Below are 16,092 nucleotides of genomic sequence, written 5' to 3' on the forward strand. Positions count from 1 at the left end.
TCATGGAACTGCGCCATTTGAGGTATTTTTGTATCGTTGCTGAGGAGCTTAACCTCACCTGCGCAGCCGAGCGCCTGCACATGTCGCAGCCGCCTTTATCTCGCCAAATCAAACAACTGGAACAAGAAGTAGGCGCTGAACTATTTGAGCGCAGCACGAGGGGCCTGCGCTTGACCCCCGCTGGCGTATTTTTTCAGCAGCATGCGCTACAAATATTAGAAAAAGTCGACGTAACCATTGATGCTACGCGCCGCATGGCACGCAGCAAACGTATGCTCTTTGGCATTGGTTTTGTACCCTCCGTGTTTTATGGCCAGTTGCCGATGATGGTGCGCGACCTGCGCCAAAAGGATAATGTCGAGCTTTCTTTAGCAGAGCTCACCACTGTCCAGCAAATTCAGGCCCTCAAAGCTGGCCGTATTGATATCGGGTTTGGCCGTTTACGACTCGATGACCCTGACGTCGAACAAGAGATTCTTTTTGATGAGCCGTTAATTGCAGCGTTACCTAATGGTCACCCTTTAGAAGGCACGTCCCCGAGCTGTGAAGAACTCGCGCGCTACCCGCTAATTCTCTTCCCGGCCAAGCCTCGCCCGAGCATGGCGGACATGATACTTGGCATTTTCCGCCGACAGGGATTAAAGGTAGAGGTCGTGCAAGAGGCCAACGAACTGCAGACAGCGCTCAGCCTGGTGGCCTCCGGCATCGGCATCACCCTGGTGCCCGAGCAGGTCAAGCGCGTTCAGCGCGAGGGCATTACTTATATTACGCTGGCAGACAAAACCCTTGTAACCCCAGTGATCTGTAGCCGCCGACGCGGTGAAAAACCCTCGCCTCTTATGAAGGAGGCCAACGCGATTTTAGAAGTGCTGGTCGAAAATCGCCGCTCCGGACGCTATCCCTAATCGCTGTTGAAGGTCCTCGCTTCGACCGCGTCACCCAGTGGGGCAAAATACCTCGTATCTTCGACTGTCAGAAAGGTGTTACCTCTTTTGCACTTTCAACCAGATGTAAAGCGACGATGCAGTACGTTGTAAGCAAGAACCCCAACAATGACACCCCAGAAGGCCGAGCCAAGCCCTAAAAAGCTGATGCCGGAGGCCGTGGCAATAAAGGTAATAACCGAGGCCTCCAGATGGTCCTTATGGGCAGCAAAGGCGCTCAGGTTACTGGTAATCGCGCCAATCAGTGCCAGGCCCGCCAGCACCGCGACGAACTCGCCTGGCAATGAGGTGAACAGCGCTACAATCGTCCCTGCAAAGGACCCACCCACCAAATAGAAAACGCCGTTGGCGACGCCAGCTACATAGCGTTTATCCGGGTCTTCATGGGCTTCTTTACTGGTACATATCGCCGCTGTAATCGCCGCAATCACTGTTGTGATGCCACCAAAAAAAGCGGTCATAAAGGAGGTCATACTGGCGACGGTGACAATCGGCTTGGCCGAAGTTGAGTAGCCAGAGGTACGCAGGATCGCCATGCCGGGCAAGAATTGTCCCGTCAAGCTCACCAGTACCAGCGGTATGGCCAAGCTCAAGGTGGCATTCCAGGTCCATTCGGGGCGGATGAATTGTGGCTCGGCCAGTTGGATAGAGACACCCTGCAAACTGGCTCCCTCCAACCCCACCGCCAACACAACGCCCACCACCAGCAGTAGCACCAAGCTGTAGCGCGGGGTCAAACGTTTGAAGACCAGATAGGCAATGATCATGCTAATCGCCAGCGCGGGCACGCTTTCCAATGAATCAAACACCCCTACCCCAAACTGAAACAGGATGCCCGCCATCATTGCACTGGCAATACCCGGCGGAATCATCTGAATAATCCGGTCAAAAGAACCGGTAATACCAATCACGAAAATCACCGCCGAAGCGGTTAAATAAGCACCTATCGCTTCGTTGAGCGAAAGCCCTGGAAATAAGGTCACCAGCAGTGCCGTACCGGGGGCCGACCAAGCGGTCACCACCGGCACCTTGAGCCACAGACTGAGTAAAATTCCTGAAATAGCTGCGCCAATGGAGATCGCCCAAACCCAAGACGTCATCATGGCACTCGAAATTTCCGCACTGTGGGCCGCCTGAAAAAAGATAGCCAGCGGACCCGAGTAAGACACGAGAACCGCCACGAAGCCAGCCGTAATCGCGGGTATCGAAGCGTCCTTGTAAAGCTGCATGCAACAAATTCCCCAATAACATTGAGTTTACTATTTGCCCATCACCCAAGCTGGCAAGCGGTGCTCATCGGTCGCGGATATTTTATTGGGTAACACCGCGACAGGACTCGAAGAGGGTAAGGGCGCACAAAAAAGACCCGCTCGCTATCACTAGTCGCGGGCCAAGGAGGATAACCACCATCAATAGCGGCAGGTCAGGGTGTGTCACTCGCTTTCTTGACGACACCACGGTTCAGCACAAACTCAAAGTCTTTCGTTTCAAACATCATCGACACCACCACGCCTAGCACCAATGCCCAGAAGGTTGCGCCAATTTCAAAAATTTGAATCTCTGAGGCGGCGATCAAAAAAGCAAACAGCGCACCCACTTCATGCTTCCTGCCGGAAAAGGCGATGGCCATTGCCGAGGTAATTACACGCATTAGCGCCAAGCCCGCAATAATGGCAATAAAGTAGCCCGGCGTTGCCTCCAGCAAGCTCACCACATAGCCATAAAAAGGCGCGGCAACGATAAAGATGGCCCCGGCGATCACCGCCGCTACCCAACGCTTATCATGGGTCCCCGCTTCTGGCGAGGAACATACGCCTGTCATTGGCGCAGCAATGCAAGTGCTGTGCAGATTGAAAAACGCCGACACCATGGTGCCTAGCCCGCCCACGGCGGTAATGGCGTTGGCCGGTACCTCTTTGTAGCCCATGCCTTTTACCAACCCCACGCCTGCCGGTGTTTCCATCCCCACCAGAATAAGGGCGAGCGGTAGGCCGTAGGTCAGGAAAGCCCCAAAGGTAAACTCAGGTAGGATGAATTCCGGAAAGCGGATAGTGGCCTCGATACCGGAAAGATCAACCCCGGTCACGGTAAGGTAGGCAAGGCCTGCCAACATCGAGACGATCAGCGGCGGAATTTTGCGAAACAGGCGCGCGGAAAAAAAGAACGCCAGGATCATGATGGAGGCGGGCACTAGCGCATCTTCCAGTGGGCTGACCATTTTTAGGCCAAAGCTGAGCAGCATACCGGCAACCATACCCATCACAATGGGCATAGGAATAAGGCGCATCACAACGCCCATCACCCCCGTCAAACCAGCCACCAAGGTTATCGCCCCAGCGATCAAACTGGCGCCAAGAGCGGCTTCAAGCCCCACTACAGGGATGACTGCGGCAAACATCAGCGCGCCAGGAATTGAGTTGGCCATCGGTAGCGGAAGTCGGTAATAGGCTGGCATAAACAGGCCAAACAGACCGTTTATCATCAGGTAACTGATGACCCAAATCATGATGAAGGAAGAATCGAGGCCCGCCGAAGTGCCAGCACTGATGTGCACGACACCAACGCTGAGCCCTAAAATACCGGCAACCAAGCCCGTGCTCGCGTTATCGACACTGAGATCACGGATAAAGTCGCGGGGCGCATGCTTTAGGCTGACGCCTTTTTCAATGTGTTTCACGGTTATCTCCTATCGTTATTGTGCTTAGAGTTATCAGTTAACGCGTTAGCTTTAATTAGAATTATGTCTTTTTACTTCCAGCGCTTTGTGACAAGCCGCTAGCCGAGGTCGCCGCCGGCGACTGGCAGCACACTGCCGGTGATATAACTGGCGTCGTCAGATGCCAGGAACAAAATAGGTGCGGCCATTTCATCCAGCGTGCCATATCGGCTCATCAGGCAACTTTGCTTGGTTTGGTCGATATGTGCCTGAAACCAGGCCTGCTCGGTTTCATTAGTGGGCGTTGGCGTGCCCCGCGAAATGCGCCGCGGCGGTGCTTCGGTGCCACCGGGCGCCGTTGCCACCACGCGGATGCCATGCTCGGCAACCTCAAACGCTAGCGACGCGGTCAACGCATTCACGCCGCCTTTGGCCGCCGAATAGGGGATCCGATGAATACCGCGTGTGGCCGCCGAGGAGACATTGACGATAACACCGCTGCCCTGCTCGACCATGGTTGGAAGCGCCGCACGGCAGCACCAAAGCGTAGGCATCAATGAGCGATTGATCTCAGCCACTATTTGCGCTTCGGTAAACTCGGTAAACGGCTTGAAATTGATCGCCCCGCCCACGTTGTTAATCAGAATATCGATACGGCCAAATCGCTTGTGCGCGGCCTGCATGGTTTGTTCGGCGCCTGCATACGTCTCCAGGTCCGCTTGAACCGCGATCACGTCGCTACCTTTGTCACGCAGCCCACTCACCACCTCATGGAGTTCGTCAGCACGGTCCACCAGCACTAACCTGGCCACTTCTGCAGCAGCAAGTTCGGCCAAGCGCTGCCCAATCCCTTGGGCAGCCCCGGTGATCACCATCACTTTGTCTTGAAAGCGTTGAGTCATGCGGCGCTCCCAGCTTCGTTGGGGGTGAACTTCTCGTAGTGGAAGCTCTGCGGGGCAATGCCTTCGGCGTCGAAGTGCTTCAGCACGGCGTCGACCATCGGCGGCGGGCCGCACAGATAAACGTCAATATCGCCGTCGTGCATGACCTCGGCGTCCATGTGGTGGGTCACGTAGCCTTTGCGCGGGTGATCACTTGCTTCATCAACCACCACCGTGGCGTAGGTGAAACCCGGCAACCTCTTGGCAAAGGCGTCGAGCGCGTCGGTTTTGACCAGATGATCGTCTTTGTTGACGCCGTAAATCATGTGGATGGGCGTGTCACAGCCCTTCTCTGATAGCTGCTCCAGCATGGAAAGAAACGGCGCAAGCCCCGTTCCACCTGCCAGCATGAGCACTGGGCGCGTCACTTCACGCAGGTAGAAGCTGCCCAGCGGCCCGGTCAACGTGAGCCTATCACCCACTGCTGCGCGCTCCGTCAAGTAACCACTCATTACCCCGTTAGGAATATTGCGGATCAAGAAGGTAGCGCGCTTATCGCCCGGCATTGAGCTGAACGAGTAGGAGCGGTGCGCCTCTGTTCCGGGAACATCGATATGGATATATTGGCCCGGCAGAAAGTCGAGCGTCTCTTGCTCGTCTAAATTCACAGTAAGCTCGATACTGTCTTCAGACAGCTGATCGACTGCGGCCAGGGTGCCCTCAACCTTACCCACCTGGGTTTTACATAGGCTAGAAGCTACCGGCACTTGGATAACGCAATCCGAAGACGGCACCATTTGGCAGGTAAGCACCTGACCTTCAGCAGCTTCCTCATCGGAAAGTGCCTCTTCAAGGTACTCGTCACCCATGTCGAACTCGCCCTGTTCGCAGTGCCCTTTACAGGTACCACAAACGCCATCAGAGCAGTCCATCGGCAGGTTTACTTTTTGCCGGTAAGCAGCATCGAGAACGGTTTCCCCGCCTTTACAGCCGATGAAACGGGTCACGCCATCCTCGAAGTTGAGGGCAATGGTATAGCTCATGGTTCACTCTCCTCTCACACACATCAGGTCACACGTGGTACACGTCGATAACCTGATGGATGTAGTCGTTATTCAGCTGCACGACTTTTCTTGTGATCAGCGGGGTCTCACCCGAGACGTCCAGGGTGTAAAAGCACGTGCCGAAGAAGCTGTCGGTCTTCTTGTAGCGGTGGTTGAGCGTGTGCCAGTTAAAGCGCAGCTCCATCGTGCCGCCCTCTTGCGACAGGATCTCAAGGTTGCTTATCTGGTGCGTGGTGCGCGGCTCTGGCGTGCTCGCCCCACTGCGCTCGGTCTTGATCCGGTACACTCGGTCCTCAAGCCCTTCGCGGTTGGGGTAATAGATCAGCGAGATCTCGCTGTGCGGGTCCCGGGTGAGCTGGTCGTCGTCGTCCCAGGCGGGCATCCAGAACTCGGCGTCTTTGCGATAGCATGCCAGCCATTCGTCCCACTCGCGGTCGTCCAGCAGGCGCGCTTCGCGGTACAAAAAGGCTTGGATGTCGTGATAGCTGATGCTCATGTCACTTCTCTCCTCTCTTCAGGCGCTGGGCGCTTAGGCGGACGCGGTGGCGATAAACTGGCTGCGCTCTTTGTCGATGGCGCGCAGCATTTCGTCGACCCAGTGCTTGTGGTGCAGCACGTAGAGGCCTTCGTCTTCCGGGGAGGCGCCGCTGAGCAAGGGTTTCATATCGATGGCGTGGGCGTTTTCGTCAGCCCCTCCGATCCACTGTTTAGCGCCACGGGAGAGGTCGTTCCATTCGGCCAGTGCGCCGTTGTAGCCTTCCTGGCAGGCGCGGAACTCTTCCAGATCATCAGGCGTGCCCATGCCGGAAACATTAAAGAAGTCTTCGTATTGGCGGATGCGCACGGCGCGGTTTTCGGCGGATTCGCCTTTGGGCGCGAAGCAGTAGATGGTGACTTCGGTTTTGTTGACGTCGATGGGGCGCAGCACGCGGATTTGCGTGGAGAACTGGTCCATCAAATAGACGTTGGGGTAGAGGCACAGGTTGCGCGTCTGGTTGACGATAGAGTCAGCGCGGGCTTCACCCAGCTGTTCCTGAATCCAGTCTTTGTTCTGGTAGACCGGGCGCACTTCAGGATTAAGTAAACGGGTCCACAGCATCATGTGGCCGTTTTCATAGGAGTAGAAGCCGCCTTTGCTTTTCGACCAACCGTCGGCGTCCACCGCTTTTGTGCCACCGGCGTCGTAGTTGCGACGTTCCATGGTGGAGGCGTAGTTCCAGTGCACGGAGCTGACGTGGTAACCATCGGCGCCGTTTTCCGCCTGCAGCTTCCAGTTACCGGTGTAAGTGTACGACGAGGTACCACGCAGGATCTCGAGGCCTTCGGGCGCCTGGTCGACGATGTTGTCTATGATCTTGGTGGTTTCACCAAGGTGGTATTCGAGCGGTTGAACGTCGTCGCTCAGACTGCCGAACAGGAAGCCTTTATAGTTCTCGAAGCGCGGTAAGCGTTTGAGATTGTGGGAGCCATCTTCTTTGAAGTTATCCGGATAGGCCCCAGCCTTTTCGTTTTTGGCTTTGAGTAGCGTACCGTCGTTTTTGAACGTCCAGCCGTGGAACGGGCAGGTAAAAGTGCCTTTGTTGCCGCGCTTACGGCGGCACAGGGTGGCGCCGCGGTGGGCGCAAGCGTTAATCAGGCCGTGTAGCTCACCCTGCTTATCACGGGTAATGACAATCGGCTGGCGACCAACGGTGGTGGTGAAATAGTCACCCGGCTCGGCGATCTGACTCTCGTGGGCCAGGAACACCCAGTTGCCTTCGAAGATGTGCTTGAGCTCAAGCTCAAAGAAGGCAGGGTCGGTAAACATGCTGCGGTGGCAACGGAAGATGCCCTGTTCGGGGTCGTCTTGGACGGCACCGCGAACGCGCTCTTCGAGCTGATCAAGTTGATGGGTCATGATCTCTCTCCTCTATTTGTAATCGCTAAGGGGCTTAAACCTTGGCGGTACCGGCCAGTTGGCTTGCCAGGTCCTGATCATCTTCTTTGGCCCGCGGGCGGGCGTGACGTACCTGCAGTTCCGGAGCGTCGGTTTTGGCCAGCTCAACATCGAACACGACGTGGGAGAACGGGCCATCCAGCTCGCGTTTGGCGATCTCGGCGGAGTCTTCAATCCGCTCGGCGGGGACCACCAACTCTTCGCGGGTGGCAAAGGCGAAATCATCAAAGGTGTAGGGGTCGCCCGCCAGATTGATCTGGGTAGTCAGGTGCTGGTGGCCCGGTGCGGAGACGAAGTAGTGGATATGCGCCGGACGCTCGCCGTGACGGCCCAGCGATTTGAGCACGACATCGGTGGGCGCACCTTCGGGCACGCCGTAGCCAGAAGGAATAATGCTCTGCGCGGTGTAGCGGCCTTCGCTATCGGTATAAATCGTGCGCCGCAGGTTGTACTCGGATTGGCTGGGATCAAAGAACGAGTAGCCCCCTTTGGAGTTGGCGTGCCAGATCTCGACCTTGGCACCCACAATCGGCTGGCCGTCAACGTCGCGGACCTGGCCGGTCAGCCACATGGTCTCGCCATCCTGATCTTGACCATCGTCCAGGCGGGCAAAGCCTTCTGCCTCGGGGGCGCCGGCCACGTACAGTGGGCCTTCGATGGTGCGTGGCGTACCGCCAACGCGCTTGGCTTCGGCGTCGATGGCGTCTTGGCGCAGGTCGAGGAAGTGGTCAAACCCCAGCCCCGGCGAAAGCAGGCCAAACTGGGTCTCATGCCCCAAGGCATTGAGCAGGTTGACGGCCGCCCAGTACTCTTCTTCGCTAACGTCGAAATCGTCCATTAGCTTGAACAGGTCGCTCACCAGGCGATGCACGATTTGCTTGGCGCGGTCATTGCCACCGGCTTGGTCAAATCCGGCAATGGCCTTGAGGAAGTCTTGAACTTCAGGAGTGTCGAATATCTTCACGGTCATGATGTAACCCTCGGCTTGTTATAGGGTGTTTTATTAAAGTGAACTGGCGTTTAGGGGTTAATTAGCTGTCGTCTTCGCGCACTGATGAAGGGTGACGACACAGCGGCTTAACGGTAATGTCCATGTAAGGGAACAGCGGTAAATTGCTCACCAGCTCTTGCAGCTCAGCGTTGTCTTCCACATCAAAAATACTGACGTTTGAGTAGCTGCCCGCTACCCGCCATAGGTGACGCCATTTACCCTGGCGTTGAAGATCTTGGGAATAAGCCTTTTCAGTGGCTTTAATCTTGGCCGCTTGCTCTGCCGGCATATCGGTCGGCAACTTAACGGTCATCTCTACTTGAAACAGCATGAGTTTCTCCTCTTTAAATCGCGGCGAACGCCAACGGGGCAGGCACGCGGTTAATGACGCGAGTAGTGCGCCAACTTATCTTCGTCGAGCGTGATGCCCAGCCCAGCGCCTTGAGGCAGCTCCACGCCAAATTCGGTGTAGTTAAGTGGCTTCACGACGATGTCATCCTTTAACAGCAGCGGACCAAACATCTCGGTGCCCCAGGCCATTGCCGGCAGCGTCGCCCAGGCGTGTAGCGAGGCGGCGGTACCAATCGTGCCTTCCAGCAGCGTGCCGCCGTACAAACCAATGCCACCCGCTTGCGCCACATGGGCCAGTTCCAGTGCGCTGTAAATACCGCCGGATTTGGCAATTTTCAGGGCGAACGCCCCGCTAAAACCGCCGCAGACGAGATCCAGCCCATCACGGGAATTTTGCACGGCCTCATCGGCCAGCATCGGGACATTGAAACGATTGGCTAAACGCACCAGGCCGGCGTGTTCACGGGCAGGAATCGGCTGCTCAATGAGCTCGATACCTGCATCCTGTAGCGCCTGGATACCGCGCACCGCCGTGGATTCGTCCCACGCTTGGTTAACGTCGACGCGAACGCTGGCACGCTCACCCAGTGCGTCTTTTATCGCCGCCACATGGCGTACATCCTGTTCGACCGGGTTAGCACCAATTTTCAGCTTGAAGTCGCAGTGCCGACGCTGCTCTAGGCGCAACAGCGCTTCGTCGATATCCATGTGGGTATCGCCGCTGGCCAACGTCCAAAGCACCGGTAAATGCGCGTGGTGGGCACCACCGAGCAATTCGGCAACGCTCAGGCCTAAACGCTTGCCCTGGGCATCCAATAGCGCGGTTTCCAGTGCCGACTTGGCGATCATGTTGCCGCGGGCATGCCGATTCAGCCGGGTACGCAGTTGATGAATATTGTGAGAAGGCTGCCCAATCAGCAGCGGTGCCAGATAGGTATCGATATTGCGCTTAATGCTCTCCGGACTTTCCGGACCGTAGGCGAGGCCACCAATGGTGGTGCCCTCGCCCAGCCCTTCGATCCCGTCGGAGTGGCGCATACGCACAATAACCATCGTCTGGCAGGCCATGGTGGTCATGGAAAGTTTGTGAGGACGGATGGTCGGCAAATCGACCAGCAGTGTCTCAATATGTTGGATGACGGTTGACATGGCAGCTCCGGCGTCTGGCAATCATTGACTGGAATTCAGTTTGATTGCGCGGGCAAGAGGGGACCAATATTGTTTAAGTGCCTTGCCATACCGTGGAGGTATCACCAACGGTGATTAACCCGATATAATCGCGCACTCGTCTCCCAAAGCTATCGCGCTTTTCTTATTTGAAGGCTTATGAATGCGTTTAATCTGCATGCGTAATATTTAAATATTTATATTTATCATGCAGTTAAAATGAGAACCGTCATCTAAGCAGCGAACTGATGCTCTTACCAACTGTCCGCAAGCGTGTTTGCGACAAAAGAATAAGACACAAGAGACATACTGCCTTCATTTCACGGACTGGTCGGCTAATGACGGCGACGTAACCAAGGCCAATGTCTCTCGCGCGGCTGTCACATCGTCGTGTGGGTCGTGGTTCCAAAGCCAATCGAAGCGGGTTTCCAGGTTCTCGATCAGCTTGGTTTCATCGTCACCGATGCCCACACCGGCATATTCATAGACATTCCCCGCCTCATGCGACGTTCGCTGTACCTTGCAGGTACGTGCGTGGCGTACTTGCTCAAACACGGCTAGGACATCGCTCACGGTGTGGCGATCACAATGCTCATCGCTCAGAAGGCTTGCCAGTACGTAGGCATCTTCAAGCGCCTGACCGGCCCCGGCACCTTGGTGCGGCACCAGCGCATGGGCGGCATCGCCGACGATCAATACGCGACCGCGGAGGTAGTGGGCCAGCTCAGGTAGCTCATGCAGCGCCCAGCGGGTTGGCTCCGTAATGCATTCCAGGATTGCCTGGCAGGACGGGCTCCAGCCCTCGAAAACATCTAGCAATTCCTCCTGGCTAACGGCTTGCACCCACCCTTCACCATCGGGAAGGGTTGGACTCGACGTGGACCGGTCAGTGATAAACGCGACCACATTGATCAACTGCGACTGTTTAACGGGGAATGTCAGAATATGGCGATCTTTACCCAGATACATTTGGGGTACCAGTGCCAACCGCTTTTCGCCGCCTTTAGCCACCAGGGCGGCCTCAAGCTCCTCGGTGGGGATCATGCCGCGGTAGGCATAAGTACCACTCCAAAACGGGGTAATCTCGCCGTATTGTTCTGGCGGCAACACATGACGGCGCACCGCGGACTTGATGCCGTCAAAACCGATGATCACGTCGCCAGTAAAGTGTGTGCCGTCATCAAAATAAGCTGTTGCGCTATCACCATCTTGTTTAACCTCGACACAACGCTTGCCGAAGTGAGCGATGCCTTCAGGCAGGTTGGCGACAATGGCATCGAGAAAATCGGCACGGTGTACCGACGATTGGCCAACACCTGGCGCCAGACTCGCGGTTAAATAGGTATCATCGCTGCCGCGCCGCCATTCAAACCAGACATCTTCGAAGGGCGCGGGTGAAGAATCGGCAATACGCTGATATGAGGCTTCCAAGCCCAGCCGCTGAATGGCTTTTACGGCATTCGGGCCAAACGAAACCCCAGCACCAATTTCAGAGAATTTTGGCGCGGCTTCGAAAAGCTGAACATCAAGATGGCTCTCGCGGGATAGCGCGACGGCGAAGGCCACGCCACCGATACCGCCACCCACAATGCCAATTGAGAGACGTTTTTGCTGTGTAGGTTTTGCTGGCATGTTCCACTCCGCTCGGGGGTTTATCGTTATCATGGTGAGCTTCACGCTCTGCCCCTAACGCTATTAGGATGAAACAACGGCCACCACACAGCCCCTTTCATTTGAACTATAAACGGTGCTAATAACAATATGAATCAAAGAGATGAAGTCACTTCCAGCGACGAAAATAGACTATTGTCGAACTCCCAACAGAGCGCATCCTGATGGTCAAGCTTGCCGATATCGATCTGAACTTGCTGGTTGTGTTTGACCTGCTCTATCAGGAGCAGAACACGCAGCGGGTCGCGCTACGTCTTGGTATTACGCAGCCTGCGGTCAGCCATGCGTTAAAGCGTTTGCGCCTCTTACTGGGTGATGAGCTCTTCGAACGCACTTCGCAAGGACTCCAGCCAACACCTCGCGCCAGCCAGCTTCACCCCGGCATTGCGGACGCATTAGCCAGAGTGAATGACACCCTGAACCTGCGTGATGATTTCAACCCCGCCCTGAGTGAGCGCACCTTTCATCTCAACATGACGGACATTGGTGAGATCGTTTTTCTGCCACGCTTGTTGCAGCACTTCTCTCAAACAGCACCAGGAATCTCACTCCACACTGCTCGCAGCCACAACGATGAGCTGAAATATGAGATGGAAGAGGGGCAAATCGATTTAGCCGTCGGGCTAATTCCACAGCTTGGCGCTGGCTTTTATCAGCAGCGTCTATTTGTGCAGCGCTATATCTGCCTCATGCGCCATGACCACCCACTCGCCACGGGTGAATTCGGCTTAGAGGAGTTTCGCTCAGCCTATCACGCCGTTGTCGTTGCTCAGGGAACCGGCCACGGGTTGGTAGAAGAGCAGCTAGCAAACGCTGGTATTAAGCGCCCGGTTAGATTAACCCTGCCGCATTTCGCAGCCGTCCCCTACATTGTGAGCAGCAGCGATCTAGTGGTGACGGTGACGGCTAAGCTGGCCGAGGCGACGTGTGACCGATTTGGGCTCACCGTTCGTGAGCACCCTTTTGCGTTTCCAGAGATTCCCATCAATCTCTTTTGGCATCGCCGCTTTCATCAAGACCCTGGCAACCGTTGGTTGCGGGGGCTGATGTTTTCAATGTTCTCTGAATAAACCTAATAGAGCCAACGTCAGCAGCCCTAGGCGTTGGGCCTGGCCCATGCCGCACGGCTGCTGTGGGCAGCAGTCTTATTGGTGATTCTCCAGGTACCTTGAACCTTGAGCAGTGCAATCACATCGACCCAAGAGTCCTCAAGGTTCTCGCTATTATCAAAACCTAGCAGCACGCTAGCGACCTCTCCGGCCTGAGTGATGGCAATAAAACGGCTCTTGACCGCTCGCTGGCTATTCGCCCAGCGCTCGAAGCGATCGCTGATCAGGTCAGTTGCCAAGGCGCCCTCAGCGTCCAGAGCAAAAATCCACGCCTCTTTATGAAAGGCTTCCTGAAGCTTTTCCATACCGCCCTGAAAGCCATCCACATAAAGCTGTACAACCCGTTTTATCTCGTCTATTTCAGGCGCATCACCCACGACAGTGATATTCGTCATCTCTTTACTCCTGCTTATTAATTGTCGGTTTTGTCCTGTTATAACCCAAGCATCTCACGGGCCTGCTGCCAGGTAGCTACCGGGCGTTCATACCTTTCGCATAGGTCGACGGTGCGCTCGACCAACGCCGCGTTGGAGGGCGCCAGGGTTTCGCTATCCAGACGAACGTTATCTTCAAGCCCGGTACGCGTATGACCGCCTGCCGCAATCGACCACTCGTTAAGCAGGTATTGATTGGCACCAATGCCCGCACCGCACCACTGCGCATCCGGCGCCAGCCGCTTGAGTGTCTCGATATAGAAATCAAACGTTGGCTTGTCCGCTGGCATCGAATTCTTGACGCCCATGACAAACTGCACGTAGAGCGACGTCTTTAGCTTGCCTTGCTTGGAAAGACTCACTGCCTGGTGGATATGCGACAGATCAAACGCTTCGATCTCGGGCTTAACGCCGTACCTCTGCATCTCATCGGCCAGCCACTCCACCAGCTGCGGCGGATTCTCGTAAACGCGATTGGGGAAATTATTGGAGCCCACCGAGAGGCTGGCCATATCAGGCTTCAGCGGCAGCATCCCACCCCGGACTTCTCCTGCCCCAGAACGCCCGCCGGTGGAGAGCTGAATAATCATGCCGGGGCAGTGCTTCTTAAGCCCCTCCATCAGGCGGCCAAACTTTTCTGGGTCAGATGAGGGGGTTTGGTCATCGTTGCGCACATGACAGTGGGCGATGGTAGCCCCTGCTTCGAACGCCGCCTGGGTGCTCTCAATCTGATCTTCAACCGTAATCGGTACGGCAGGATTGTTCTCTTTGCGTGGCAGACTGCCGGTAATGGCGACACAGATAATACAGGGCTGGGACATGGAAGCCTCTTTGTTCTTATTGCGAACACTAATTTGCATAACGAACAAAATAGAGCGAATATTTACCAGCGTCAAATCCGAATCTCTACCCATTCCGTTAACAGCCACGTTTTAGGCTTTATACGAAAAGTCGGCGAGCGAAGGTCAGTAAAGAAAAAATGGCGAAAAAGAGGAGTTGACGGGGTATAAATGAGCATTTTGCTCGGACTCGCGCGCGAGCCATTTCTTAACGCAGCACAGCCGGGCGCAGGCACGTTTTCGTACGAAGCCTAGAAAGAGGCCTCGAATACCAGGGAGGCAATGGCGTAGAGCGCGGCCATGATTACCAGGAAAGGTTCAATACCCAGGCCCACAGCAACGGGGATGAAAATCACCTCGCAGGGTACGAAGCTCCTGAAACGCCTTTATTACCGAGCGAGAAAGTGCAGGGAGCTTTACTGCCTGTCAGTTGGACTGATTACAACGTGTTTAAGTTGTGGAACATCTTGCTAAGGCACCGATTAATATAAACGACCTCATCCTTATGCAAACCGGCAAACGCCTTTTCCACCACGCGGCCCATAAGCTCCCTGACCACGGTTAGCTTGTCCTCACCGCTTTCAGTCAATTCCACCTCTGTGACACGGCCATCCTGTGGGGAGGGAGAGGTTTTCAGCAATTCCATCTCCTGCATTTTGTAGACAATTTTGGTAATGGTGGAGAGCTTCGCCGCCGCATGGGTGGCAATATCCGACATGCTTAGGCGGCCCTGCTCGCGCAGGATCATGAGCACCCGCCATTTGGAAGAACTTAACCCATGCGGTTTGAGCAGTGTATCCACATCAGCGCTGTATTTAGCATTCAAACGAGCTACCCAGTAGAGAGGAAAGTCCTGTGCCCGATAATCATCAGAAAGAGGAAAGAACGAGGAGGCAAGTTCATCCTTGTCAACCATAAGATAGGCGCTCCCAGGCCGCTAAAATAGTTGAATATTCTAGCATACAACTATTATAACGAAAGCGCCCAGCGGCGGTGCGCCGCCCGCGCCGATTGTGACGGCTTATGGAGAATGCCGTATGGGGTCATCAATTATGGCAAGCTCACTCAAGCCTCTGTGTCTCAGAAGGGTACTCGCCAAACAATTTGTAGTAACTTGCCGAAAAATGGCTCAAATGACGAAATCCCATTTCGTACGCCACATCACCAACCGTACTTTCCATTAAAGTAGAGTTCGCTAACTTTCGTCGTACGGCATTCAACCTGATACATCTTAAAAACTCGATCGGGCGCATCCCTGCAACACGCTGAAAACTATTTTGTAATGTCCTCCGGCTGACGCGTAAGCGCTCGCACAGTTCAAGCACGCTAAGCGGGTTGCCCGGATCGGCCAGGGCTAACTCCTGGCTTTTCTTGACGATATAGGCACTCACAGCAAGCTCGCTGCGCTTCTCCTCGACCTGTGACTGCAAGAAAATATCGAGTAGCACGGCCATCAAGCTATCTTCGACATCCTTCTCAAGCGCGGGAGCGCCGTGCTCCCCCGGCCTGATAGAGCCATCGAAATTCCGGCACACCTGAACTTTTATCTCTTTCAGCAGCCCCATCGGGACATTCATACCCGGCAGCGAGATCAACTGGGAAAACTGAGCAGAACCCAGTTCGATGTCCGCCAGCCGGGTCAATCTTTCAAGATCGACACTCAACGACAGGAACGCCATCTTTTCCGGCGCATGTAGCAGGAACTCTTCGCCATCGCGGAGCAGAAGGACACTATTGGATCCTACCTTGCAGCCCTGGATAATGGGTGGCCGTCCTGTGGCAAAGGCCATACAGAACCGCTGCTTAGGCGCGGTTCCATGCTGGACGACTCGCTTGTCCAACACCTCATGAAAAACTTGAAAACGTTCTCCTGAGACCTGAAAAAGCTTACTCGAAAGGCGTCCTGAGCCCAGTTGGTCATAAACCTGCTGCCACCCTTGGATAGCAGCAGCATGCTGTTGAGAGTCATGAAAGGAACGAACTTCGTATCGCATAATCGGCCCTCTGGAAACACTGCATCGCCCATAGCTCAGCAGCATGGTTCACTTA

The 16,092-nt window shown here is 55.2% G+C and carries 16 protein-coding genes; 2 read left to right on the top strand and 14 right to left on the bottom strand.

Annotation, left to right across the window (positions count from 1 at the left end):
- Positions 1-2 precede the first annotated feature (2 nt).
- A complete protein-coding gene (locus CPH17_RS11760; protein WP_074394734.1) occupies positions 3-905 on the top strand; it encodes a LysR family transcriptional regulator in 903 nt (300 codons plus the stop codon).
- 95 nt (positions 906-1,000) lie between these two features.
- Here CPH17_RS11760 and CPH17_RS11765 read toward each other — a convergent pair whose 3' ends face one another.
- From CPH17_RS11765 to salA, 10 genes are all read right to left on the bottom strand, one after another.
- Positions 1,001-2,173 carry a benzoate/H(+) symporter BenE family transporter gene (locus CPH17_RS11765; protein WP_074394733.1) on the bottom strand — a complete coding sequence of 391 codons (1,173 nt, stop codon included), beginning with the start codon at positions 2,171-2,173 and terminating at the stop codon, positions 1,001-1,003.
- Positions 2,174-2,367: 194 nt separating this feature from the next.
- Positions 2,368-3,621 (bottom strand): benzoate/H(+) symporter BenE family transporter, encoded by a 1,254-nt coding sequence (locus CPH17_RS11770; protein WP_096299621.1) that lies wholly within the window; start codon positions 3,619-3,621, stop codon positions 2,368-2,370.
- Positions 3,622-3,719: 98 nt separating this feature from the next.
- Entirely contained in the window at positions 3,720-4,502 is a 783-nt protein-coding gene (gene benD, locus CPH17_RS11775; protein ID WP_096299623.1) for a benzoate diol dehydrogenase BenD, read from the bottom strand.
- On the bottom strand, positions 4,499-5,524 hold the full coding sequence (gene benC / locus CPH17_RS11780) for a benzoate 1,2-dioxygenase electron transfer component BenC (protein ID WP_096299625.1): 1,026 nt from the start codon (positions 5,522-5,524) through the stop codon (positions 4,499-4,501). Before benC ends, benD begins: the two co-directional genes overlap by 4 nt.
- A gap of 28 nt (positions 5,525-5,552) precedes the next feature.
- The gene (gene benB, locus CPH17_RS11785; RefSeq protein WP_096299627.1) at positions 5,553-6,041 is read right to left on the bottom strand and encodes a benzoate 1,2-dioxygenase small subunit; all 489 of its coding nucleotides are present in this window, start codon (positions 6,039-6,041) and stop codon (positions 5,553-5,555) included.
- Between the two features lie 33 nt (positions 6,042-6,074).
- The gene (locus CPH17_RS11790) at positions 6,075-7,442 is read right to left on the bottom strand and encodes a Rieske 2Fe-2S domain-containing protein (RefSeq protein ID WP_096299629.1); all 1,368 of its coding nucleotides are present in this window, start codon (positions 7,440-7,442) and stop codon (positions 6,075-6,077) included.
- Positions 7,443-7,476: 34 nt separating this feature from the next.
- Positions 7,477-8,451, bottom strand: a complete 975-nt coding sequence (gene catA, locus CPH17_RS11795; protein ID WP_096299631.1) for a catechol 1,2-dioxygenase — start codon at positions 8,449-8,451, stop codon at positions 7,477-7,479.
- A gap of 61 nt (positions 8,452-8,512) precedes the next feature.
- The gene (gene catC, locus CPH17_RS11800) at positions 8,513-8,803 is read right to left on the bottom strand and encodes a muconolactone Delta-isomerase (protein ID WP_074398348.1); all 291 of its coding nucleotides are present in this window, start codon (positions 8,801-8,803) and stop codon (positions 8,513-8,515) included.
- A gap of 50 nt (positions 8,804-8,853) precedes the next feature.
- Complete coding sequence (locus tag CPH17_RS11805) at positions 8,854-9,972, bottom strand: muconate/chloromuconate family cycloisomerase (RefSeq protein WP_096299633.1); 1,119 nt, start codon at positions 9,970-9,972, stop codon at positions 8,854-8,856.
- Positions 9,973-10,305: 333 nt separating this feature from the next.
- Positions 10,306-11,622, bottom strand: coding sequence for a salicylate 1-monooxygenase (salA, locus tag CPH17_RS11810; protein WP_096299635.1), 1,317 nt, complete (start codon positions 11,620-11,622; stop codon positions 10,306-10,308).
- Between the two features lie 203 nt (positions 11,623-11,825).
- On the opposite strand from salA, the gene CPH17_RS11815 reads away from it, so the two are divergent.
- Positions 11,826-12,731 carry a LysR family transcriptional regulator gene (locus CPH17_RS11815; RefSeq protein ID WP_074398343.1) on the top strand — a complete coding sequence of 302 codons (906 nt, stop codon included), beginning with the start codon at positions 11,826-11,828 and terminating at the stop codon, positions 12,729-12,731.
- 26 nt (positions 12,732-12,757) lie between these two features.
- On the opposite strand, the gene CPH17_RS11820 is transcribed toward CPH17_RS11815, so the two are convergent.
- The 4 genes from CPH17_RS11820 to CPH17_RS11835 form a co-directional block, all read right to left on the bottom strand.
- On the bottom strand, positions 12,758-13,165 hold the full coding sequence (locus CPH17_RS11820; RefSeq protein WP_074398341.1) for a nuclear transport factor 2 family protein: 408 nt from the start codon (positions 13,163-13,165) through the stop codon (positions 12,758-12,760).
- 38 nt (positions 13,166-13,203) lie between these two features.
- Entirely contained in the window at positions 13,204-14,025 is an 822-nt protein-coding gene (locus CPH17_RS11825; protein WP_096299637.1) for a 3-keto-5-aminohexanoate cleavage protein, read from the bottom strand.
- 457 nt (positions 14,026-14,482) lie between these two features.
- Positions 14,483-14,959 (bottom strand): MarR family winged helix-turn-helix transcriptional regulator, encoded by a 477-nt coding sequence (locus CPH17_RS11830; RefSeq protein WP_074398337.1) that lies wholly within the window; start codon positions 14,957-14,959, stop codon positions 14,483-14,485.
- 145 nt (positions 14,960-15,104) lie between these two features.
- Positions 15,105-16,037 carry a helix-turn-helix domain-containing protein gene (locus CPH17_RS11835; protein ID WP_074398336.1) on the bottom strand — a complete coding sequence of 311 codons (933 nt, stop codon included), beginning with the start codon at positions 16,035-16,037 and terminating at the stop codon, positions 15,105-15,107.
- Between the last annotated feature and the right edge of the window lie 55 nt (positions 16,038-16,092).

Origin of the sequence: Halomonas sp. hl-4 (assembly GCF_900215475.1) — a bacterium.
Classification (GTDB): domain Bacteria; phylum Pseudomonadota; class Gammaproteobacteria; order Pseudomonadales; family Halomonadaceae; genus Vreelandella.

Coding starts and splice junctions, on each gene's coding strand:
- CPH17_RS11760 (WP_074394734.1), top strand. CDS start 3: ATGGAACTGCGCCATTTGAGGTATTTTTGTATCGTTGCTGAGGAGCTT.
- CPH17_RS11765 (WP_074394733.1), bottom strand. CDS start 2,173: ATGCAGCTTTACAAGGACGCTTCGATACCCGCGATTACGGCTGGCTTC.
- benD (WP_096299623.1), bottom strand. CDS start 4,502: ATGACTCAACGCTTTCAAGACAAAGTGATGGTGATCACCGGGGCTGCC.
- benC (WP_096299625.1), bottom strand. CDS start 5,524: ATGAGCTATACCATTGCCCTCAACTTCGAGGATGGCGTGACCCGTTTC.
- benB (WP_096299627.1), bottom strand. CDS start 6,041: ATGAGCATCAGCTATCACGACATCCAAGCCTTTTTGTACCGCGAAGCG.
- CPH17_RS11790 (WP_096299629.1), bottom strand. CDS start 7,442: ATGACCCATCAACTTGATCAGCTCGAAGAGCGCGTTCGCGGTGCCGTC.
- catA (WP_096299631.1), bottom strand. CDS start 8,451: ATGACCGTGAAGATATTCGACACTCCTGAAGTTCAAGACTTCCTCAAG.
- catC (WP_074398348.1), bottom strand. CDS start 8,803: ATGCTGTTTCAAGTAGAGATGACCGTTAAGTTGCCGACCGATATGCCG.
- CPH17_RS11805 (WP_096299633.1), bottom strand. CDS start 9,972: ATGTCAACCGTCATCCAACATATTGAGACACTGCTGGTCGATTTGCCG.
- salA (WP_096299635.1), bottom strand. CDS start 11,622: ATGCCAGCAAAACCTACACAGCAAAAACGTCTCTCAATTGGCATTGTG.
- CPH17_RS11815 (WP_074398343.1), top strand. CDS start 11,826: ATGGTCAAGCTTGCCGATATCGATCTGAACTTGCTGGTTGTGTTTGAC.
- CPH17_RS11820 (WP_074398341.1), bottom strand. CDS start 13,165: ATGACGAATATCACTGTCGTGGGTGATGCGCCTGAAATAGACGAGATA.
- CPH17_RS11825 (WP_096299637.1), bottom strand. CDS start 14,025: ATGTCCCAGCCCTGTATTATCTGTGTCGCCATTACCGGCAGTCTGCCA.
- CPH17_RS11830 (WP_074398337.1), bottom strand. CDS start 14,959: ATGGTTGACAAGGATGAACTTGCCTCCTCGTTCTTTCCTCTTTCTGAT.
- CPH17_RS11835 (WP_074398336.1), bottom strand. CDS start 16,037: ATGCGATACGAAGTTCGTTCCTTTCATGACTCTCAACAGCATGCTGCT.